The 21,620-nt window shown below is 41.6% G+C and carries 26 protein-coding genes; 25 read left to right on the forward strand and 1 reads right to left on the reverse strand.

Features of this window, described 5'->3' with window-relative positions; genetic code table 11:
* The first annotated feature begins 3 nt into the window (after nucleotides 1-3).
* The 20 genes from M1F65_RS09225 to gap all read left to right on the forward strand — a co-directional run bounded on the left by M1F65_RS09225 (nucleotide 4) and on the right by gap (nucleotide 16,735).
* The gene (locus M1F65_RS09225; protein ID WP_247925868.1) at nucleotides 4-336 is read left to right on the forward strand and encodes a phage holin; all 333 of its coding nucleotides are present in this window, start codon (nucleotides 4-6) and stop codon (nucleotides 334-336) included.
* Between the two features lie 2 nt (nucleotides 337-338).
* Nucleotides 339-1,304 carry an N-acetylmuramoyl-L-alanine amidase family protein gene (locus tag M1F65_RS09230; protein WP_247925869.1) on the forward strand — a complete coding sequence of 322 codons (966 nt, stop codon included), beginning with the start codon at nucleotides 339-341 and terminating at the stop codon, nucleotides 1,302-1,304.
* Nucleotides 1,305-1,419: 115 nt separating this feature from the next.
* Nucleotides 1,420-1,683, forward strand: coding sequence for a competence type IV pilus major pilin ComGC (comGC, locus tag M1F65_RS09235; protein WP_206284550.1), 264 nt, complete (start codon nucleotides 1,420-1,422; stop codon nucleotides 1,681-1,683).
* Nucleotides 1,646-2,080 carry a competence type IV pilus minor pilin ComGD gene (gene comGD, locus M1F65_RS09240; protein ID WP_247925870.1) on the forward strand — a complete coding sequence of 145 codons (435 nt, stop codon included), beginning with the start codon at nucleotides 1,646-1,648 and terminating at the stop codon, nucleotides 2,078-2,080. The genes comGC and comGD overlap by 38 nt, the downstream gene beginning before the upstream one ends.
* Complete coding sequence (gene comGE / locus M1F65_RS09245; RefSeq protein WP_247925871.1) at nucleotides 2,043-2,345, forward strand: competence type IV pilus minor pilin ComGE; 303 nt, start codon at nucleotides 2,043-2,045, stop codon at nucleotides 2,343-2,345. Before comGD ends, comGE begins: the two co-directional genes overlap by 38 nt.
* Nucleotides 2,308-2,769, forward strand: a complete 462-nt coding sequence (gene comGF / locus M1F65_RS09250; RefSeq protein WP_247925872.1) for a competence type IV pilus minor pilin ComGF — start codon at nucleotides 2,308-2,310, stop codon at nucleotides 2,767-2,769. The genes comGE and comGF overlap by 38 nt, the downstream gene beginning before the upstream one ends.
* Nucleotides 2,747-3,160: a competence type IV pilus minor pilin ComGG gene (comGG, locus tag M1F65_RS09255; RefSeq protein WP_042901992.1), complete on the forward strand. Its 414-nt coding sequence runs from the start codon at nucleotides 2,747-2,749 to the stop codon at nucleotides 3,158-3,160. Before comGF ends, comGG begins: the two co-directional genes overlap by 23 nt.
* 32 nt (nucleotides 3,161-3,192) lie before the next feature.
* Nucleotides 3,193-3,783 (forward strand): class I SAM-dependent methyltransferase, encoded by a 591-nt coding sequence (locus tag M1F65_RS09260; RefSeq protein WP_042901993.1) that lies wholly within the window; start codon nucleotides 3,193-3,195, stop codon nucleotides 3,781-3,783.
* 57 nt (nucleotides 3,784-3,840) lie between these two features.
* On the forward strand, nucleotides 3,841-4,794 hold the full coding sequence (locus tag M1F65_RS09265; RefSeq protein ID WP_042901994.1) for a class I SAM-dependent methyltransferase: 954 nt from the start codon (nucleotides 3,841-3,843) through the stop codon (nucleotides 4,792-4,794).
* A gap of 50 nt (nucleotides 4,795-4,844) precedes the next feature.
* A complete protein-coding gene (locus M1F65_RS09270) occupies nucleotides 4,845-6,035 on the forward strand; it encodes an acetate kinase (RefSeq protein WP_042901995.1) in 1,191 nt (396 codons plus the stop codon).
* Nucleotides 6,036-6,183: 148 nt separating this feature from the next.
* A complete protein-coding gene (rnpA, locus tag M1F65_RS09275) occupies nucleotides 6,184-6,555 on the forward strand; it encodes a ribonuclease P protein component (RefSeq protein WP_000748120.1) in 372 nt (123 codons plus the stop codon).
* Nucleotides 6,530-7,357, forward strand: coding sequence for a membrane protein insertase YidC (locus M1F65_RS09280; protein ID WP_000728097.1), 828 nt, complete (start codon nucleotides 6,530-6,532; stop codon nucleotides 7,355-7,357). The genes rnpA and M1F65_RS09280 overlap by 26 nt, the downstream gene beginning before the upstream one ends.
* Nucleotides 7,358-7,371: 14 nt before the next feature.
* Complete coding sequence (gene jag, locus M1F65_RS09285; RefSeq protein WP_042901996.1) at nucleotides 7,372-8,358, forward strand: RNA-binding cell elongation regulator Jag/EloR; 987 nt, start codon at nucleotides 7,372-7,374, stop codon at nucleotides 8,356-8,358.
* A 55-nt stretch (nucleotides 8,359-8,413) separates the two neighbouring features.
* Nucleotides 8,414-9,037 carry a ribonuclease P gene (locus M1F65_RS09290; RefSeq protein WP_247925873.1) on the forward strand — a complete coding sequence of 208 codons (624 nt, stop codon included), beginning with the start codon at nucleotides 8,414-8,416 and terminating at the stop codon, nucleotides 9,035-9,037.
* Nucleotides 9,038-9,155: 118 nt separating this feature from the next.
* Complete coding sequence (gene tkt / locus M1F65_RS09295) at nucleotides 9,156-11,132, forward strand: transketolase (protein WP_049478891.1); 1,977 nt, start codon at nucleotides 9,156-9,158, stop codon at nucleotides 11,130-11,132.
* A 117-nt stretch (nucleotides 11,133-11,249) separates the two neighbouring features.
* Nucleotides 11,250-11,570 (forward strand): preprotein translocase subunit YajC, encoded by a 321-nt coding sequence (gene yajC / locus M1F65_RS09300; RefSeq protein ID WP_247925874.1) that lies wholly within the window; start codon nucleotides 11,250-11,252, stop codon nucleotides 11,568-11,570.
* Between the two features lie 48 nt (nucleotides 11,571-11,618).
* Nucleotides 11,619-12,062, forward strand: coding sequence for a low molecular weight protein-tyrosine-phosphatase (locus tag M1F65_RS09305; protein WP_247925875.1), 444 nt, complete (start codon nucleotides 11,619-11,621; stop codon nucleotides 12,060-12,062).
* Entirely contained in the window at nucleotides 12,049-12,462 is a 414-nt protein-coding gene (locus tag M1F65_RS09310; protein WP_042902000.1) for an MORN repeat-containing protein, read from the forward strand. The genes M1F65_RS09305 and M1F65_RS09310 overlap by 14 nt, the downstream gene beginning before the upstream one ends.
* Before the next feature lie 295 nt (nucleotides 12,463-12,757).
* Complete coding sequence (adhE, locus tag M1F65_RS09315) at nucleotides 12,758-15,409, forward strand: bifunctional acetaldehyde-CoA/alcohol dehydrogenase (protein ID WP_070657902.1); 2,652 nt, start codon at nucleotides 12,758-12,760, stop codon at nucleotides 15,407-15,409.
* 318 nt (nucleotides 15,410-15,727) lie between these two features.
* Nucleotides 15,728-16,735 (forward strand): type I glyceraldehyde-3-phosphate dehydrogenase, encoded by a 1,008-nt coding sequence (gene gap / locus M1F65_RS09320; protein ID WP_000260682.1) that lies wholly within the window; start codon nucleotides 15,728-15,730, stop codon nucleotides 16,733-16,735.
* Nucleotides 16,736-16,801: 66 nt separating this feature from the next.
* Here the strand turns inward: gap and M1F65_RS09325 are convergent, their stop codons facing one another.
* Complete coding sequence (locus M1F65_RS09325) at nucleotides 16,802-17,677, reverse strand: RluA family pseudouridine synthase (RefSeq protein WP_084855922.1); 876 nt, start codon at nucleotides 17,675-17,677, stop codon at nucleotides 16,802-16,804.
* Between the two features lie 86 nt (nucleotides 17,678-17,763).
* On the opposite strand from M1F65_RS09325, the gene pbp2a reads away from it, so the two are divergent.
* From pbp2a to M1F65_RS09350, 5 genes are all read left to right on the forward strand, one after another.
* Nucleotides 17,764-19,959: a penicillin-binding protein PBP2A gene (gene pbp2a, locus M1F65_RS09330; RefSeq protein ID WP_000762598.1), complete on the forward strand. Its 2,196-nt coding sequence runs from the start codon at nucleotides 17,764-17,766 to the stop codon at nucleotides 19,957-19,959.
* Nucleotides 19,960-20,011: 52 nt separating this feature from the next.
* Nucleotides 20,012-20,164, forward strand: coding sequence for a 50S ribosomal protein L33 (gene rpmG, locus M1F65_RS09335; RefSeq protein ID WP_001809375.1), 153 nt, complete (start codon nucleotides 20,012-20,014; stop codon nucleotides 20,162-20,164).
* Between the two features lie 9 nt (nucleotides 20,165-20,173).
* Nucleotides 20,174-20,350, forward strand: a complete 177-nt coding sequence (gene secE / locus M1F65_RS09340) for a preprotein translocase subunit SecE (RefSeq protein ID WP_000505776.1) — start codon at nucleotides 20,174-20,176, stop codon at nucleotides 20,348-20,350.
* Between the two features lie 58 nt (nucleotides 20,351-20,408).
* Nucleotides 20,409-20,945, forward strand: coding sequence for a transcription termination/antitermination protein NusG (gene nusG, locus M1F65_RS09345; RefSeq protein ID WP_000376732.1), 537 nt, complete (start codon nucleotides 20,409-20,411; stop codon nucleotides 20,943-20,945).
* 120 nt (nucleotides 20,946-21,065) lie between these two features.
* Complete coding sequence (locus tag M1F65_RS09350) at nucleotides 21,066-21,539, forward strand: hypothetical protein (RefSeq protein ID WP_001049305.1); 474 nt, start codon at nucleotides 21,066-21,068, stop codon at nucleotides 21,537-21,539.
* Nucleotides 21,540-21,620: the final 81 nt, after the last annotated feature.

Consider the following 21,620-nt stretch of genomic DNA (forward strand, 5'->3'; position numbering starts at 1 on the left):
CACATGCAACAAATTACTGAAATCATCGTAGCTTCAGCTACTGGAATCTTGACTATCCTGGCTGGTATCGCAGTCAAAGCCATTAAGGATTTCCTTATCAAAAAAGGCGGAGAAAAGACAATCAAGATTGTTGAAATCCTTGCTAAGAACGCAGTAAATGCAGTTGAGCAGGTTGCTTCAGAAACTGGGTTTAAAGGCGAAGAGAAGCTGGAGCAAGCACGAACTAAAATCCGTGCTGAGCTCACCAAATATAACATCAGCATGACAGATAAAGACCTTGATACGTTTGTCGAGTCTGCAGTTAAGCAGATGAACGAAACCTGGAAAGGGGAATAAGTATGGATATCGATACAAGTAGATTAAGAACTGACCTTCCACAAGTTGGGGAACAACCATATCGTCAGATTCATGCTCATTCAACTGGTAATCCAAACTCAACAGCTCAAAATGAAGCAGACTACCACATGCGCCGCCCAGTTGATTCAGGATTTTTCTCACATGTCGTCGGTAACGGCCGTGTGATGCAGACCTGGTACACAGACATGGGGGCATACGACGTAGGAGGTGGCTGGAACGTAGAGGGTTATGGTCAGGTAGAACTGATTGAGAGTCATGAAACCAAGGAAGAATTCATGCGCGATTACAAGCTCTATGTTGAGCTTCTACGGAACCTCGCTGATGAAGCAGGCATCCCTAAAACTCTTGACTCTGATAGCCTTGCAGGCATCAAGACTCATCAATATTGCACATACAACCAACCTCGCAATTACTCTGACCACGTTGATCCGTATCCTTACCTTGCAAAATGGGGCATCAGCCGTGAGCAGTTTAAAAAGGATATCGAAGGTGGCTTATCTGAAGCTGGCTGGAAACGCAATGAAACAGGTTGGTGGTGGGAGGAGTCAGATGGCTCTTATCCAAAAAACAGCTGGAAACAAATCAAGGGAGAGTGGTTCTACTTCGATGAACGTGGCTATTGCTTAATCAATCGTTGGTTCAACGATGGTAAAGACTGGTTCTATCTTGATAAACGTGGTGCTATGGTCACAGGATGGATGTTCCTTAACCATCGCTGGTATTTCTTCAAGTCAGACGGTCGTATGGCCACTGGTTGGGTTAAATATCGTGAAACCTGGTATTTCATGGAAGAAAAAGACGGCTATATGCTATCTAAACAATTCGTAAAATCAGGCGACGGCTGGTATTACTTGAAGGCAAACGGTGAACTTCACACAGACCCAGCATTCAAAACAGAACCAGATGGGCTTATCACTGTTGTCGATAAACCAAAAGAAGAAAAATAAATAAAACAGAAAGGACTTTCAAAATAGATTACACTAAAACCGTAGGCATTTGCTTGCGGTTTTTTTGTTTGTCTGAAAGTACTTTTTATCAAAAATTTTAGTATCCTTGATTGAAATGTTAGTGGTTTTGCTTATCATCAGTGTTCTTCTCTTGCTCTTTGTGCCCAATTTGACCAAGCAAAAGGATGCCGTAGATGATAAAGGAAAAGCTGCTGTTGTCAAGGTCGTAGAAAGCCAGGCAGAGCTCTATAGTCTGGACAAGAATGAAGATGCTAGCCTTAGCAAATTACAAGCAGACGGTCGTATCACAGCTGAGCAAGCTAAAGCTTATAAAGACTACCATGCAAAACAAAAAACAAGTCAAACTGTTGCAGATTAAGGCCTTTACCATGCTGGAAAGTCTCTTGGTTTTGGGACTTGTGAGTATCCTTGCCTTGGGCTTGTCTGGTTCTGTTCAATCCACTTTTACAGCGGTAGAGGAGCAGATTTTCTTTATGGAGTTTGAAGAACTCTATCGGGAAACACAAAAACGCAGTCTAGCCAGTCAGCAAAAGACCAGCTTGAACTTAGATGGACAGACGATCAGTAATGGCAGTCAAAAGTTGACAGTTCCTAAAGGAATTCAGGCACCATCAGGACAAAGCATTATATTTGACCGAGCTGGGGGCAATTCGTCCCTGGCTAAGGTTGAATTTCAGACCAGTAAAGGAGCGATTCGCTATCAATTATATCTAGGAAATGGAAAAATTAAACGCACTAAGGAAACAAAAAATTAAGGCAGTAATCTTACTAGAAGCAGTAGTAGCTTTGGCTGTGTTTGCCAGCATTGCGACCCTTCTTTTGGGACAAATCCAGAAAAATAGACAAGAAGAGGCAGAAATCTTGCAAAAGAAAGAAGTCTTGCGTGTGGCGAAGATGGCCTTGCAAACAGGTCAAAATCAAGTGAGGGTAAATGGAGTGGAAATCCAGGTATTTGCTAGTGAGAAAGGATTGGAGGTCTACCATGGTTCATCGAAGTTGCTGGATCTTAAAGAGCAGTAAGGTAAGAGCTTTCACTCTTTTAGAATCTCTGATTGCCCTTATCGTCATTAGCGGAGGCTTGCTCCTTTTTCAAGCTATGAGTCAGCTCCTCATTTTAGAAGTTCGTTACCAGCAGCAAAGCGAGCAAAAGGAGTGGCTCTTGTTTGTGGATCAACTGGAGGTAGAGTTAGAGCGTTCGCAGTTTGAAAAGGTGGAAGGCAATCGCCTCTACATGAAACAGGATGGTAAGGATGTCTCTATAGGGAAGTCTAAATCGGATGATTTTCGAAAAACGGATACCAGCGGACGGGGCTACCAACCTATGGTTTATGGACTTAAATCAGCACAGATTACAGAGGAAAATCAACTGGTTCGCTTCCGTTTCCAGTTTCAAAAAGGCTTAGAAAGGGAATTCATCTATCGTGTGGAAAAAGCAAAAAGTTAAGGCAGGCGTTCTCTTATATGCAGTTACCATGGCAGCTATTTTTAGCCTTTTGTTGCAGTTTTATTTGAATCGGCAAGTCGCCCATCACAAAGACTTTGCCCTAAACAAAGAAAAGTTGGCTGCTTTTGCCATGGCTAAGCGAAGTAAAGATAAGGTTGAGCAAGAAAGTGGAGAACAAGTCTTTAACTTAGGAAAAGTCAGGTATCAAAATACGAAAACAAGTTTTGCAACGAGTGTTCGTATGAATAAGGGAAACTATGAATTTCTCTTTCCTCCGCTGAAAAACCAAGAAAAGAAAACAGCTAAAAAGGAAGAGGTAGCAACTGATTCAAGCCATCAAGCAGGGAAGAAAAAATTAGAAGAAAAGCCTGAAAAGAAAGACAATTCCTAGTCAATTCAACTACTTTGTGCTAAACTAAAAACATGAAACATGATTTTAATCACAAAGCAGAAACTTTTGATTCGCCCAAAAATATCTTTCTTGCAAACTTGGTTTGTCAAGCAGTTGAAAAACAGATTGCTCTTCTATCAGACAAGGAAATATTGGACTTTGGCGGTGGGACGGGTCTATTAGCTTTGCCACTGGCCAAGCAGGCTAAGTCGGTTACCCTTGTAGACATCTCGGAGAAAATGCTAGAGCAAGCCCGTTTGAAAGCAGATCAGCAAGAAATCAAGAATCTTCAACTCTTGGAACAGGATTTACTGGTGAATCCTTTGGAGCAACAATTTGACCTGATTGTTGTCAGTCGAGTTCTTCATCATATGCCTGATCTAGATGCGACTCTTGCCATGTTTCACCATCATCTTAGGGAGAATGGACAGGTACTCATTGCCGATTTTGTCAAGACAGATACCAACCACCACGGCTTTGAGCTGACTGAACTGGAAAATAAGCTCGCCCAGTTTGGTTTTTCGAGCATTGGCAGTCAGATCCTCTATAGTGCTGAAGGTCTTTTCCTAGGAAATTACGCAGAACTTTTTTTAACAGTAGCCCAAAAATCACTCGCTGACTAAAGCAGTGATTTTTCTCTTCAGATGGAAAAAATAGGGGAATTTTGATAAGATAGGAATATGGATTTTGAAAAAATAGAACAAGCTTATACGTATTTATTAGAGAATGTCCAAGTCATCCAAAGTGATTTGGCGACCAACTTTTATGACGCCTTGGTAGAGCAAAATAGTATCTACCTGGATGGTGAGACTGAGCTAGAGCAGGTCAAGGAGAACAATCAAGCCCTTAAGCGCTTAGCGCTTCGCAAGGAAGAGTGGCTCAAGACCTACCAGTTTCTCTTGATGAAGGCAGGACAAACGGAGCCTTTACAGGCCAATCACCAGTTTACGCCGGATGCCATTGCCCTCCTCTTGGTACTTATTGTGGAAGAGTTGTTTGATCAAGAGGAAATTAGTATCCTTGAAATAGGCTCTGGTATGGGGATTTTAGGTGCTACTTTCTTGACATCTCTTGCTAAAAAAGTAGATTACTTGGGAGTCGAAGTGGATGATTTGCTAATTGATCTGGCAGCCAGTATGGCAGATGTGATTGGTTTGCAGGCTGGTTTTGTTCAAGGAGACGCCGTTCGTCCGCAAATGCTTAAAGAAAGCGACGTGGTCATCAGCGACTTGCCTGTTGGCTATTACCCAGACGATGCTATCGCTTCGCGCTATCAAGTGGCTTCTAGTCAAGAACATACCTATGCCCACCATTTGCTGATGGAACAAGGCCTCAAGTACCTTAAGTCAGATGGTTATGCTATTTTTCTAGCTCCGAGTGATTTATTGACCAGTCCTCAAAGTGATTTGTTAAAAGCGTGGCTCAAAGACGAAGTGAGTCTGGCTGCTATCATCTCTCTGCCAGAGGATATTTTCTCAACTGCAAGCCAAGCTAAAAGTATTTTTGTCTTACAGAAGAAAAGAGACAAGGAAATAGAACCCTTTGTTTACCCTCTTACTAGCTTGCAAGATCCGTCAGTTTTGTTGACCTTTAAAGAAAATTTTCAAAATTGGAGCAAAGGTACTGAAATATAAAAGAGATTTTGTTATAATAGATGAAAACGCTTAAAAAGAGGTATCATCTTATGACAAAAACAATTGCAATCAATGCCGGAAGTTCAAGCTTGAAATGGCAACTTTATCAAATGCCAGAAGAGAAAGTTTTGGCTAAAGGCTTGATTGAACGTATTGGATTGAAAGATTCAATTTCAACAGTAAAATTTGACGGTTGTTCGGAGCAACAAATTCTTGATATTGAAGATCACACACAAGCCGTTAAAATTTTATTGGATGACTTGATTCGTTTTGACATTATCAAAGGGTACGATGAGATTACAGGTGTCGGACACCGCGTCGTTGCAGGTGGTGAATATTTCAAGGAATCAACAGTTGTTGAGGGAGATGTGTTAGAAAAAGTTGAGGAATTGGGACTCTTGGCTCCTCTTCACAATCCAGCCAACGCAGCAGGAATTCGTGCATTCAAGGAATTGCTTCCGGATATCACTAGCGTTGTTGTGTTTGATACCTCATTCCACACAACCATGCCAGAAAAGGCTTATCGCTATCCTCTACCAACTAAATACTACACAGAGAACAAGGTTCGTAAATACGGAGCCCACGGGACAAGTCATCAGTTTGTAGCTGGAGAAGCAGCGAAACTTTTGGGCCGTCCTCTAGAAGATTTGAAATTGATTACCTGCCATATTGGTAACGGGGCTTCTATCACAGCTGTTAAGGGTGGGAAGTCTGTGGATACTTCTATGGGATTCACACCACTTGGCGGTGTGATGATGGGGACTCGTACAGGAGATATTGACCCTGCTATCATCCCTTATCTCATGCAATATACAGAGGATTTCAATACCCCTGAAGATATTAGTCGCGTTCTCAATCGTGAATCAGGGCTCATGGGAGTTTCTGGCCAGTCAAGTGATATGCGTGATGTGATTGCTGCTATGGAAGCAGGAGACCATGATGCGACTTTGGCTTATGAAATGTATGTTGATCGTATCCAAAAACATATCGGCCAGTACCTTGCAGTCCTAAATGGAGCAGATGCGATTATCTTCACAGCAGGTATCGGTGAAAATGCAGCTTTGGTTCGTGAGGATGTCATTTCAGGTATCTCTTGGTTTGGTTGTGATGTGGATCCAGAAAAGAACGTCTTTGGCGTAACGGGAGACATCTCAACTGACGCAGCGAAAATCCGTGTCTTGGTTATTCCAACAGATGAAGAATTGGTGATTGCACGCGATGTTGAGCGCTTGAAAAAATAAGTAAATACACGTAAAATTTGATTTTAAAAAGAAGTTGGGAAAGAGATTTTCCAGCTTTTTTATGTGGAAAATGTCTAAAACCTTGCTGTTATTGGCTTTTTCAAAAAATATGGTATAATAGTAGTAATTTAATAGATGGAGTTGAGTTTTGAAGAAAAGCTTTCGTGTAAAAAGAGAGAAAGATTTTAAGGCGATTTTCAAGGACGGAACAAGTTTTGCCAATCGAAAATTTGTTGTCTACCAATTGGAAAACCAGCAAAACCATTTTCGAGTAGGACTGTCCGTCAGCAAAAAGCTGGGGAATGCAGTTACCAGAAATCAGATCAAGAGACGAATCCGGCACATTCTACAAAGTGTAAAAGGGAGTTTAGTAGAGCATGTTGATTTTGTCGTGATTGCCCGAAAAGGGGTGGAAACCTTGGAATATGCAGAGATGGAGAAAAACCTACTCCACGTATTAAAGTTATCAAAGATTTACCAGGAAGGAAATGGGAGTGAAAAAGAAACTACAGTTGACTAGTTTGTTGGGCTTGTCCTTGTTTATCATGACAGCCTGTGCAACAAATGGTACAGCTAGCGATATAACAGCAGATTCGACAGACTTTTGGAGCAAATTCGTCTATTTTTTTGCTGAAATTATCCGCTTTTTGTCCTTTGACATTAGTATCGGAGTGGGGATTATCCTCTTCACGATTTTGATCCGGACGATTCTATTACCGGTCTTTCAGACACAGATGGTTGCCTCTAGAAAAATGCAAGAGGCTCAACCACGCATCAAGGCTTTGCGAGAGCAATACCCAGGTCGTGATATGGAAAGTAGAACCAAGCTAGACCAGGAGATGCGTAAGGTTTATAAAGAGTTAGGGATCAAACATTCATCCTCTCTCTGGCCGATTTTAATACAAATGCCGGTTCTCTTGGCACTTTTTCAAGCCTTGAGTCGAGTAGACTTTTTGAAAACAGGTCACTTTTTATGGATTAATTTGGGAGGAGTAGATACAAGTTTTGTCCTTCCGATTTTGGCGGCAGTCTTTACCTTCTTGAGTAGCTGGTTATCGAATAAAGCTTTGTCCGAAAAAAGTGGAGCTACGACAGGGATGATGTATGGTATGCCTGTATTGATCTTTGTTTTTGCCATCTCCGCTCCAAGTGGTGTAGCCTTGTACTGGGCCGTATCCAATGCTTACCAAGTTCTGCAAACCTATTTCTTGAACAATCCTTTCAAGATTATTGCTGAAAGAGAAGCAGTGGCGCAAGCAGAAAAAGATTTAGAAGGCAAGAAGAGAAGAGCTTTGAAAAAAGCACAGAAAAAGAAAAAATAAGGAGGAATCTGGTAATGGTATTATTTACAGGTTCAACGGTTGAAGAAGCAATCCAAAAAGGATTGAAAGAATTAGACATTCCAAGAATGAAGGCCCACATCAAGGTCGTTTCGAAAGAGAAAAAAGGATTCTTAGGCTTGTTTGGTAAGAAGCCAGCTCAAGTTGATATCGAAGCGATTAGTGAAACGACAGTGATCAAAGCCAATCAGCAGGCCATTAAAGGGGTTCCCAAAGAAGTTAATGAAAAAAATGAACCCGTGAAAACAGTAAGTGAAGCAACTGTTGATTTGGGGCATGTAGTGGAAGCCATCAAGAAGATTGAAGAAGAAGGTCAAGGTGTTTCTGAAGAGGTCAAGGCTGAAATCTTGAAAAATGAAAAGCACGCCAGCACGATTTTGGAAGAAACAGGCCATATTTCAATTTTAAATGAATTGGAACCAGAGGATACTGCCGAGGAAGTGGGCTCTGCTCCAGAAAAAGAAACTGAAACGCAGGAAGCAACAAGCCAATCTTTGGAAGATTTAGGCTTGAAAGTAGAACCAAGTTATGACATCGAACAAGTGGCAACTGAGGTAGCTAGCTACGTTCAAACCATTGTAGATGATATGGATGTTGAAGGGACGATTTCAAGCGACTACAATCGCCGCACTATCAATCTTCAAATTGACACTAATGAACCAGGTCGTATTATCGGCTACCACGGAAAAGTCTTGAAAGCTCTTCAGCTGTTAGCGCAAAATTACCTTTACAATCGCTATTCAAGAACCTTCTACATCACAATCAATGTCAATGATTACGTTGAACACCGTGCAGAAGTCTTGCAAACCTACGCTCAAAAATTGGCGACTCGCGTTTTAGAAGAAGGACGTAGCCAACAAACTGATCCAATGTCAAATAGCGAACGCAAGATTATCCATCGCATTATTTCACGCATGGATGGCGTGACGAGTTACTCTGAAGGTGACGAGCCAAATCGCTATGTTGTCGTAGATGCAGAATAAGCAAAGGAAAATCAGGTTCGTCCTGATTTTTTGCTAGGAAAGGAAAGATTCAGATATGCTGAAAGCAGTTAGAGAATACCTATCATTTGCAGGAGTTCAGTACCGTAATCCTGATAAAGCTGGCGATGAAAGAGAAAAGATGTTGGATTTGCGGCAAAAAGGTCAAGAGGCTCGGAAGTCTTTTACAGAACTTGCCAATACCTTTCAAGCTAATCATCCAGAATGGCAACTGCAACAGACTAGTCAGTGGATGAACCAAGCGCAACGCTTGCGGCCGCATTTCTGGGCCTATCTACAGAGAGACGGACAAGTGACAGAACCTATGTTGGCGCTGCGTTTGTATGGGGAACCCTCAGATTTTGGGATTTCCTTAGAAGTCAGTTTTATCGAGCGCAAGAAGGATGAGCAGACCCTGAGCAAACAAGCAAAGATTTTAGATATTCCACCAGTAGAAGGAATTTATTATCTAGTCTACTCAAATGGGGAAAGTTATAAGATGGAGGCTAATGAAGAAAATCGTCGTACTTTACGCGAGAAGCTGAGAAGTCAGGAAGTCCGTAAAGTGTTAGTTAAGGCAGATGTTTCTTTTATAGAAAATCAGTCAGTAGAAGCGATATTAGAGAAGCTAGAAGACGCTTATACGCGCTTGTTGCCTTACTATGAAGTAACGAGGGGATAGACAAATCAAATGTGTTAGATGAGCGCAAATTGTTTTATTGCTATTCTATGCATTTTTTCATATAATAGTAAAATAGGATGTGTGATTTATTAATCACCTCAAAGAGAAAGGAAATTCTATGTCAAATCTATCTGTTAATGCAATTCGTTTTCTAGGTATTGACGCCATCAACAAAGCAAACTCAGGTCACCCAGGGGTGGTTATGGGGGCTGCTCCTATGGCCTATAGCCTCTTTACAAAGCAACTTCGTATCAATCCAGCTCAACCAAACTGGATCAACCGCGACCGTTTTATTCTTTCAGCAGGACACGGCTCTATGCTCCTTTATGCCCTTCTTCACCTTTCTGGTTTTGAAGATGTTAGCATGGATGAAGTCAAGAACTTCCGCCAATGGGGTTCAAAAACGCCAGGTCACCCAGAATTTGGCCATACAGCAGGGGTTGACGCTACTACTGGACCTCTAGGACAAGGGATTTCAACTGCCACTGGTTTTGCCCAAGCAGAACGTTTCTTAGCAGCCAAATATAACCGCGAAGGTTTCAATATCTTTGACCACTATACTTATGTGATCTGTGGAGACGGAGATTTGATGGAAGGTGTCTCAAGTGAGGCGGCTTCATACGCAGGCTTGCAAAAACTTGACAAGTTGGTGGTTCTTTATGATTCAAATGACATCAACTTGGATGGTGAGACAAAGGATTCTTTCACTGAGAGTGTTCGTGATCGTTACAATGCCTACGGTTGGCACACTGCCTTAGTTGAAGATGGAACAGACTTGGAAGCTATCCATGCTGCTATCGAAACAGCTAAAGCTTCAGGCAAGCCATCTTTGATTGAAGTGAAGACTGTTATTGGATATGGCTCTCCAAACAAACAAGGAACTAATGCCGTACACGGTGCTCCTCTTGGAGCAGATGAAACTGCAGCAACTCGCCAAGCGCTCGGCTGGGATTATGAACCATTTGAAATTCCAGAGCAAGTTTATGCTGATTTCAAGGAAAATGTTGCAGACCGTGGTGAATCAGCTTATCAAGTTTGGACTAAATTAGTTGCTGACTATAAAGAGGCTCATCCAGAACTGGCTGCAGAAGTAGAAGCCATCATCGACGGACGTGACCCAGTTGAGGTGACTCCAGCAGACTTCCCAGCCTTAGAAAATGGATTTTCTCAAGCCACTCGTAATTCAAGTCAAGATGCTTTGAACGTTGTCGCTGCCAAGCTGCCAACTTTCCTAGGTGGATCAGCTGACCTTGCTCACTCAAACATGACTTATATCAAAACGGACGGACTTCAAGACGACGCTAATCGCTTGAACCGCAACATTCAGTTTGGTGTTCGTGAATTTGCTATGGGAACGATCTTGAACGGTATGGCCCTTCATGGTGGACTTCGTGTTTATGGTGGAACCTTCTTCGTCTTCTCTGACTATGTGAAAGCAGCAGTCCGCTTGTCAGCCTTGCAAGGACTTCCTGTGACTTATGTCTTTACCCACGATTCAATCGCAGTTGGTGAAGATGGTCCAACTCACGAACCAGTTGAACACTTAGCAGGTCTCCGTGCTATGCCAAATCTGAATGTTTTCCGCCCAGCAGATGCGCGTGAAACTCAAGCGGCTTGGTACCTTGCCGTGACAAGCGAAAAAACACCAACTGCCCTTGTCTTGACACGTCAAAATTTGACTGTCGAAGAGGGAACAGACTTTGACAAAGTTGCTAAAGGTGCCTATGTCGTCTATGAAAATGCAGCAGACTTTGATACGATTTTGATTGCAACAGGTTCAGAGGTGAATTTGGCGGTCGCAGCTGCCAAAGAATTGGCTAGTCAAGGTGTAAAAGTCCGTGTAGTCAGCATGCCATCAACAGATGTCTTTGACGCACAAGATGCAGCTTACAAGGAAGAAATCCTTCCAAATGCAGTTCGCCGTCGTGTTGCAGTCGAAATGGGTGCAACTCAAAACTGGTACAAGTATGTTGGTCTTGATGGTGCCGTTCTCGGTATTGATACCTTTGGAGCATCTGCCCCAGCACCAAAAGTATTGGCAGAGTACGGATTTACAGTTGAAAATCTAGTCAAAGTCGTTCAAAACTTGAAATAATCACAAAAATCAGAGTGAAAACTCTGATTTTTTATAACCATAAAAACAAGGCACAATCTTGTAAAAGTAGCTGAAATTTGATATAGTAGTCCTATGTAAAACACAAAGGAGAAAACAATGAATCCAAATATTACTTTCTTAATCATGCTTGTAGGTATGTTTGCCTTGATGTTCTTTATGCAACGTTCGCAAAAGAAACAAGCACAAAAGCGTATGGAAAGCTTGAACAAGCTTCAAAAAGGATATGAAGTCATTACAATTGGTGGACTTTACGGAACAGTGGATGAAGTAGATACTGAGAAGAAAACAATCGTACTGGATGTAGATGGCGTTTATTTGACTTTCGAATTGACTGCAATCAAGACAGTGTTGCCACTCAAAGAGGCTGTGACACCAGAAGGAGCAGTTATTGACGAAAGCGGAGCAATCGAAGAATAAAACGGGATCCTATCACTCCCGTTTTTCTATGAGATGAGAGGAAAAGGGATGAAAAAAATAGTATTTGTGTGCCTAGGAAATATCTGTCGCAGCCCCATGGCAGAGTTTGTGATGAAGTCCATGACGAGCGATTACCACGTCGAGAGTCGGGCAACGTCATCATGGGAACATGGCAATCCGATTCATAAGGGAACGCAAGGAATTTTCCAGCAATATCAGATCCCGTATGACAAAGATAAAACATCGCTTCAGATTGGCAGAGAAGACTTTGAATCGTTTGATTACATTATCGGTATGGATGCTTCAAACGTTTCAGATCTACGTCAAATGTGCCCTCAGGAACTACAGTACAAGATCTACTCTTTTACGGTTGAAAGTGTCCCAGATCCTTGGTATACAGGAGATTTTGAGGAAACCTATGCTCGTATCACAAGTGGATGTCAAAGCTGGCTAGATCGATTAGAAAATGAGAGTGACAATGGAAAAGCTTAAACAATTTTATGAGAAGTGTAGAGTTTACCTAACTCGTCCTAGGTTAGAGCTCACTGCAGTAGTTGTAATGGTACTCTGTGCTCTTTCGGTATTTCTGCTAAATACACCTAAAAAGAGTGTCCTGACACTTGATGGTGGAGCTCTTGTTTATGATGGCACCTTGGTACGAGGGAAAATGAATGGTCAAGGAACCCTGACCTTTGAAAATGGAGACCAATATACAGGTGATTTCAATAATGGAGCCTTTAATGGAAAAGGGACTTTCCAATCAAAAGATGGCTGGAAATACGAAGGTGATTTTGTAAATGGTCAGGCTGAAGGTCAAGGGAAGTTGACGACAGAGCAAGAAGTTGTTTATGAAGGGACCTTTAAACAAGGCGTTTTTCAGCAAAAACAGTAGTCTCCAAGTTAGGAGACTATCTTCAAAACCAAAAAAGAAAACGCTTTCTTGTCTTGGATTCGATAACTAACTATCAACTAGAAAAACTTTGTGAAATAAAAAAATTTTTTCCATAATTTCACAATCGTCCAGACAAAACTCTATTATATAGCTATATTGAGAAAAAAATCACAATATTAGAAAATTTCTTTGTGAAATGCTTATGAAACTGTTTACAAAGCATAAAAAAAGAGTTATAATAAACTTGTGAAAAAATTAACAAAGGATAACATCCTTAAAGGCTATGGAGGATAATATGGCTGATAAAAAAACAGTAACACCAGAGGAAAAACAACTTGCTGCTGAAAAGCATGTCGATGGTCTCGTGAAAAAAGCCTTGGTTGCGCTTGATGAAATGCGCAAGTTGAACCAAGAGCAAGTTGACTATATCGTGGCAAAAGCTTCGGTTGCAGCACTTGACGCGCACGGTATCCTTGCACAACATGCAGTTGAAGAAACTGGTCGTGGGGTATTTGAAGATAAGGCAACAAAAAACCTATTTGCCTGCGAACACGTAGTGAACAATATGCGTGGAGTTAAGACAGTTGGAGTTATTGAAGATGATCCAATTACAGGTTTGACAAAGATTGCGGAACCTGTCGGTGTAATCTGTGGTGTCACTCCGACAACAAACCCAACTTCAACAGCGATTTTCAAATCATTGATTGCTTTGAAGACACGCAACCCAATCGTTTTTGCTTTCCATCCATCAGCTCAAGAATCATCAGCACACGCAGCACAAATCGTTCGTGATGCAGCTATTGCGGCTGGAGCACCTGAAAACTGTGTTCAATGGATTACAGAACCATCTATGGAAGCAACTGGAGCGCTTATGAACCACGAAGGTGTTGCAACTATCCTTGCAACTGGTGGTAATGCCATGGTTAAAGCTGCATACTCATGTGGAAAACCAGCTCTTGGGGTAGGTGCCGGAAACGTTCCTGCCTATGTAGAAAAATCTGCTGACCTTCGTCAAGCTGCTCATGATATTGTTATGTCTAAGTCATTTGATAATGGGATGGTCTGTGCATCAGAACAAGCCGTTATCATTGATAAAGAAGTATATGACGAATTTGTAGAAGAATTCAAATCATATCACACTTACTTTGTAAACAAAAAAGAAAAAGCCCTTCTTGAAGAATTCTGTTTCGGTGTAAAAGCTAATAGCAAAAACTGTGCAGGTGCTAAACTAAATGCAAACATCGTTGGTAAACCAGCAGCATGGATTGCTGAACAAGCAGGATTTAGCGTTCCAGAAGGAACAAACATCTTGGCTGCAGAATGTGCAGAAGTAGGACCGAAAGAACCATTGACTCGTGAGAAATTGTCACCAGTTATTGCTGTCCTAAAAGCTGAAGACACAGAAGATGGTCTTACAAAAGCTCGTCAAATGGTTGAGTTTAACGGACTTGGTCACTCGGCAGCTATCCATACAAAAGACGAAGAGCTTGCTAAACGCTTTGGTACAGAAATCAAAGCTATGCGTATTATCTGGAACTCTCCATCTACTTTCGGTGGTATCGGTGACGTATACAATGCCTTCATTCCATCATTGACACTTGGATGTGGTTCATATGGACACAACTCAGTCGGTGATAACGTGAGTGCGATCAACCTTCTAAACATCAAGAAAGTAGGGAAACGTAGAAATAATATGCAGTGGTTTAAAGTTCCTTCAAAAATTTACTTCGAACGCAATTCTATCCAATACCTTCAAACATGTGAAGATATTGAACGCGTTATGATTGTTACAGACAAATCGATCGAAAAACTTGGTTTTGTTCAACGCATTATTGACCAATTGAACAAACGCAGCAACCGTGTAACTGTCCAAGTCTTCTCAGACGTTGAACCAGACCCAGATATCACAACTGTAGAACGTGGTACTGAAGTAATGAGAGCATTTGAACCAGACACAATCATCGCTCTTGGTGGTGGTTCTCCAATGGATGCAGCGAAAGTAATGTGGCTCTTCTACGAACAACCACAAATCGACTTCCGTGACTTGGTTCAAAAATTCATGGACATCCGTAAACGTGCCTTCCGCTTCCCATCACTTGGTAAAAAAGCGAAATACATAGGTATTCCAACAACTTCAGGTACAGGTTCAGAAGTAACACCATTTGCCGTTATCTCTGATAAGAAAAACAATCGTAAATACCCATTGGCTGACTACTCATTGACACCAACTATTGCGATTGTTGACCCTGCTTTGGTTGAGTCAGTTCCAGACTTCATCGCTGCGGATACAGGTATGGACGTCTTGACTCACGCGACTGAAGCTTACACTTCAAACTTCGCTAACGACTATACAGACGGTATCGCCCTTCAAACAATCAAACTTGTCTTTGAATGGTTGGAAAAATCTGTTAAGACAGCTGATCCAGAAGCTCGCGAAAAAATGCACAATGCATCTACAATGGCTGGTATGGCCTTTGCCAATGCCTTCCTTGGTATGAGCCACTCAATGGCCCACAAGATCGGTGCGGTTCACCATACTGTTCACGGACGTACAAACGCAATCTTGCTTCCATACGTTATCCGTTACAATGGTACTCGCCCATCTAAGACGACTACATGGCCTAAGTATAACTACTGGAAAGCTGACGAAAAATTCCAAGATATTGCTAGAATGCTTGGATTGCCTCACTCAACTCCAGAAGAAGCAGTTGAAGCATACGCTAAAGCTGTTTACGAACTTGGTGTTGCAGTAGGTATAAAGATGAACTTCAAGGATCAAGGAATCGATGAAAAAGCTTGGAAAGACAGCTTGCATGAAATTGCCTTGCTTGCTTATGAAGACCAATGTTCACCTGCTAACCCTCGCTTGCCAATGGTAGCTGACATGGAAGAAATCATGGCAGATGCTTACTATGGTTATGCAGAACGACCAGGACGTCGCAAATAATTGTTTATCAGCCTAGAGACAGGAGAAATCCTGTCTCTTTTTTGTAAACTCTGAAAGCGTTGAAATTGGAGTTTCACCTTGAAATGAAGAGGATATGCAGATATTATAAAAGATTCTAGAGATATGCTTTGAAAATAAAAGAATGGATGAATAAAAAGGGGGAGAAAAAGTAGAAAAGCGGGAGAGAAAATCAACGCCCGTACTTGCAATTAAACTCAAATAGTTATATAATAGGTTTGTTGAAAGGTGATTTGTAGTGATTCAAGTTACTCTTTTCACAATAAAAATTTCATGATTTTCATAAGGAGGAAATCACTAATGGTAGTTAAAGTTGGTATTAACGGTTTCGGACGTATCGGTCGTCTTGCTTTCCGCCGTATCCAAAACGTAGAAGGTGTTGAAGTTACTCGCATCAACGACCTTACAGATCCAGTTATGCTTGCACACTTGTTGAAATACGACACAACTCAAGGTCGTTTCGACGGTACTGTAGAAGTTAAAGAAGGTGGTTTCGAAGTTAACGGTAAATTCGTTAAAGTTTCTGCTGAACGTGATCCAGAACAAATCGACTGGGCTACTGACGGTGTAGAAATCGTTCTTGAAGCAACTGGTTTCTTTGCTAAGAAAGATGCAGCTGAAAAACACCTTAAAGGTGGAGCTAAGAAAGTTGTTATCACTGCTCCTGGTGGAAACGATGTTAAAACAGTTGTATTTAACACTAACCACGACGTTCTTGATGGTACTGAAACAGTTATCTCAGGTGCTTCATGTACTACAAACTGCTTGGCTCCAATGGCTAAAGCTCTTCAAGATAACTTCGGTGTTGTAGAAGGATTGATGACTACTATCCACGCTTACACTGGTGACCAAATGATCCTTGACGGACCACACCGTGGTGGTGACCTTCGCCGTGCTCGCGCTGGTGCTGCAAACATCGTTCCTAACTCAACTGGTGCTGCTAAAGCTATCGGTCTTGTAATCCCAGAATTGAATGGTAAACTTGACGGATCTGCACAACGTGTTCCAACTCCAACTGGATCAGTTACTGAATTGGTAGCAGTTCTTGAAAAGAACGTTACTGTCGATGAAGTAAACGCAGCTATGAAAGCAGCTTCAAACGAATCATACGGTTACACAGAAGATCCAATCGTATCTTCAGATATCGTAGGTATGTCTTACGGTTCATTGTTTGACGCAACTCAAACTAAAGTTCTTGACGTTGATGGTAAACAATTGGTTAAAGTTGTATCATGGTACGACAACGAAATGTCATACACTGCACAACTTGTACGTACTCTTGAATACTTTGCAAAAATCGCTAAATAATTCTTGAGTCGATAAAAGCAAGGCCTTCTGGTCTTGCTTTTTTGTATAGAAAAATGGATGATAGTGTCATCCATTTTGTTTTAATTCTGTTTCAAAAGTATCCGAGAGGGCAGTAAAACTCAATTGTTCTAAGGTGAGTGGATGAGTAAAGGAAAGTCGAAAGGCATGAAGCATCAGCCTGCTTACTTTTGATCTAGAGTTATAGAGAGGATCGCCCAGGATAGGGTGCTTATGGTGAGAGAGGTGAACACGGATTTGATGCGTTCGACCGGTCTTTAGTTTGCAACGGACAAGGGTAGTCTGATTTGGAAATTGCTTTAGTCGGCTTACCTGAGTTTCGGCATGTTGCCCACTTTTGGGATCTACCACTCGTTTTCTGCGATCGTGTCGATCACGACCAATTTTATCTCGAAAGACAAGTTCTTTACTCTCTACTCGTCCTTCTATAAGTGCCCAGTATTCCCTAGAAATCTCTTTTTTCTCCAGTAAGCGATTGAGAATAGGCAGGATAAAAGGATTTTTGGCAAAGAGAATCAAACCACTAGTTTCCATGTCCAGACGATGAACGACATAGCAGGTTTGGCCAACATAGGCAGAGACATGATTGAGAAGGGCAATTTCACCAGGTTGATTTCCGTGAGTTTTCATTCCCTCTGGCTTGTTGACGATAATGAGATGTTGGTCTTGATAAACCTCTTGAACGAGGTCTGAATTGCCCCAAAGGATTTCTTTTGGGGGATAATCTTCCTCGTCAAAAGTCAACTGGCAAATGTCCCCTGGCTTGACCATCTCGTTCCAGTGAACTTCTTTGTGGTTGATTAAGATGTTCTTCTTTATTCTCAAAAAATGGCGGATTTTTCTAGGGATGAGGAGTTGTTCCTCTAGGAATTGTTTGACCGTCATTTGAGGCAAGGATTCGGGTAATGTAAATGTGAATTGCATACAGATATTGTAACAAAAAAAGCCCTATTTGGATAGGGAGTAGCTAAATTCTTGAGTTCCTATGGTGAAGATGATAAAATAAACGCATGAAATTAGATAAATTATTTGAGAAGTTTCTTTCTCTCTTTAAAAAAGAAACGAATGAATCAGCGGAGTCTGATTCGACTAGCATGCGTCGTTCACGGAGCGACAGAAAAAAATTGTCCCAAGTAGGTCCAATTCGGAAATTTTGGCGTCGTTATCATCTGACAAAAATCGTCATCATTTTAGGGTTAAGTGCTGGTTTACTGGTAGGAACCTACTTGTTTGCGATAGCCAAGTCTACCAATGTCAATGACTTGCAAAATGCCCTGAAAACGCGAACTCTGATTTTTGACCGCGAAGAAAAAGAGGCAGGAGCCCTATCAGGTCAAAAGGGAACCTATGTTGAACTGACAGATATTAGTAAAGACTTGCAGAATGCTGTCGTCGCGACAGAGGACCGTTCCTTTTATAAAAATGATGGGATTAACTACGGTCGTTTCTTTCTAGCCATCCTTACAGCGGGTCGTTCTGGAGGGGGTTCCACCATCACTCAACAGTTGGCGAAAAATGCCTATCTTTCCCAGGACCAGACCGTTGAACGGAAGGCCAAGGAGTTTTTCCTTGCCTTAGAGTTGACAAAGAAATACAGCAAGGAGCAAATCCTTACTATGTACCTCAATAACGCCTACTTTGGAAATGGAGTATGGGGCGTTGAAGATGCAAGTAAGAAATATTTTGGTGTATCGGCTTCACAACTAACGCTTAATCAGGCGGCTACTCTAGCAGGGATGCTCAAGGGACCAGAATTGTACAATCCATTAAATTCTGTTGAAACTTCGACCAACCGTAGGGATACTGTTTTGCAAAATATGGTTGCAGCGGGCTATATTGATAAAAATCAAGAAACCGAAGCGGCTGGAGTAGATATGGCTTCTCAACTGCAAGATAAGTATGAAGGCAAAGTTTCGGATTATCGTTACCCGTCCTATTTTGATGCAGTTGTCAACGAAGCAGTTTCCAAGTACAATCTCACAGAAGAAGAGATTGTCAACAACGGCTATCGAATCTACACAGAGCTTGACCAAAACTACCAAGCAAACATGCAGGTTATTTACGAAAACACTTCGCTATTTCCAACGGCAGAAGATGGAACGCATGCCGAATCAGGTAGTGTTGCTCTAGAGCCTAAAACGGGTGGAGTGCGTGGAGTTGTTGGCCGTGTAGCTGGTGATGACAAACCAGGCTTCCGCAATTTCAACTATGCCACTCAGTCTAAGCGTAGCCCAGGCTCAACTATTAAACCTTTAGTCGTTTATACACCCGCAGTAGAAGCAGGATGGGCCTTGAACAAGCAACTGGATAATCATACGATGCAGTACAACAGTTATCAAGTAGATAACTATGCGGGTATTAAGACATCTCCAGAAGTACCTATGTATCAGGCCTTGGCGGAATCACTCAACCTGCCAGCTGTTGCGACTGTAAATGAATTAGGTATTGACAAAGCTTTTGACGCTGGGGAGAGATTTGGTCTGAATATGGAAAAAGTTGACCGAGTTCTTGGAGTTGCTCTTGGTGGAGGTGTGGAAACGAATCCTCTCCAGATGGCGCAAGCCTATGCAGCCTTTGCTAATGGAGGTTTGATGCCTGAAGCACATTTCATCACTCGTATTGAAAATGCCAGCGGCCAGATCATCAAGAGTCATAAAAACTCCCAAAAACGAGTGATTGATAAGTCGGTAGCCGATAAAATGACCAGCATGATGCTAGGAACATTTACCAATGGTACAGGAATTAGTTCGTCACCGGCAGATTATGTTATGGCTGGTAAAACAGGTACGACTGAAGCTGTTTTCAACCCAGAATATACCAGTGACCAGTGGGTGATCGGCTATACTCCGGATGTGGTAATCAGCCACTGGCTCGGTTTCCCAACAACAGATGAGAACCATTATCTAGCAGGTTCGACCTCCAATGGAGCAGCCCATGTCTTTAGAAGTATGGCTAATACCATTTTACCTTACACTACAGGTAGCACTTTTACAGTTGAGAATGCTTATAAACAAAATGGTATTGAACCAGAAAATACGAAAAAGCAGGTTGTTGAAAATGAGACAAACCAGTCTGAGGACCCAATAGGAGATATTCGTAGTCGTGCACAAAATCTTGTAGATGAAGCAGGTCGTGCGATTTCAGAAGCTAAAATAAAAGAAAAAGCCCAGACAATATGGGACTCAATCCTTAATCTATTTCGTTAAGAGGCTTGTCAAAGCCTAGGTTTCTTGTTATAATAGATAAGATGGAGGCGTTATGGCACTAAAAAAAGCAAGCCTAGCTTGTGCAGTTTGTGGTTCAAGGAATTATTCAATCAAAATTAGTGGGAACCCCAAGCCAACACGACTAGAAGTAAATAAATTTTGTAAACATTGTGGAAAATATACGACACATAGAGAAACGAGATAGGAGAGAACGATGGGCTTTATTAAGGATATTTTTAAACTTCTTAAAGAAACAACTTGGCCAACTCGCAAAGAAAGCTGGAGAGATTTTCGCTCTATTATGGAATACACAGCCTTCTTTGTGGTCATCATTTACATTTTTGACCAGTTGATTGTATCAGGTTTGATTCGATTTATTAACATTTTTTAGAAGAAAAGTGGAGAAGTTCTGCTAACTTTCTTCTATCATATGTATGAAAGGAAATATCATGGATAGTTTTGACAAGGGATGGTTTGTTCTACAAACTTATTCTGGCTATGAAAATAAGGTAAAAGAAAATCTATTGCAACGTGCGCAAACATATAACATGTTGGATAATATTCTACGTGTTGAGATTCCAACACAAACCGTGCAAGTTGAGAAAAATGGAAAGAAAAAGGAAGTTGAAGAGAATCGCTTTCCAGGTTATGTCCTTGTAGAAATGGTCATGACCGATGAAGCATGGTTCGTCGTTCGAAACACACCTAACGTAACAGGATTCGTCGGCTCACACGGTAACAGATCAAAACCAACTCCACTTTTGGAACAAGAAATCCGTGATATTCTGGTTTCAATGGGACAAACTGTTCAAGAGTTCGATATTGATGTTGAAGTTGGCCAGACAGTCCGCATCATTGATGGCGCTTTTGCAGACTACACAGGTAAAATTACTGAAATTGATAACAACAAAGTGAAGATGATTATCTCTATGTTTGGTAATGATACGATTGCAGAAGTGAATCTCAACCAAATTGCAGAATTATAACCCCAGAGAGGCTTTGCCTCTCTTTTTATGTGCCGTTGGGGGAGGAAGAAGTATAGAATAGAGGAAGTAGACCCAGTGGCTCGCGCATTTTGCTAAACTAAATGCAGAAAGGAGAGGTCTATGAATCTAAAAGATTTATATGAAGAAAGTAAGGGAATCGTCCATAAGTGTCGCAAAGATTATCATTTGCATCTGTGGGAGAAAGAGGACTGGGATCAGGAAGGCATGTTATGTCTGTATGAGCTGGTGAGTTGCAACCCAGAGTTACTAGAGGGGGAGCGCCATCGACTTTATGTCTGCTTTAAAACAAAGTTTAGAAATCGTATCCTAGATTACATCCGTAAACAGGAAAGCCACAAGCGCCGTTTTGACAAAGAACCCTATGAAGAGGTGAGTGAGATTAGTCATCGTCTAGGAGAAAAAGGACTCAGGCTGGACGATTATTATCTCTTTCACGAACTTCTAAAGAATTACAAATCAAAGCAGAGTATGGAAAAACAAGAGTTAATAGACCGTCTAATGGGAGGAGAAGTCTTTAGAGGACGTAAAGCTCTCCTGAGAGAACTTTCCCTAATCTTTTCAGAATTTCGGTAAAGAGGAAAAAAGTCCTTGACAAAGGTAAAAAAGTAGGTATAATAGAAAGAGTTGAAAAGCTCAAGGTCCGTTGGTCAAGGG

The sequence above is a fragment of the Streptococcus oralis genome, assembly GCF_023109195.1.
Taxonomy (GTDB): domain Bacteria; phylum Bacillota; class Bacilli; order Lactobacillales; family Streptococcaceae; genus Streptococcus; species Streptococcus oralis_BV.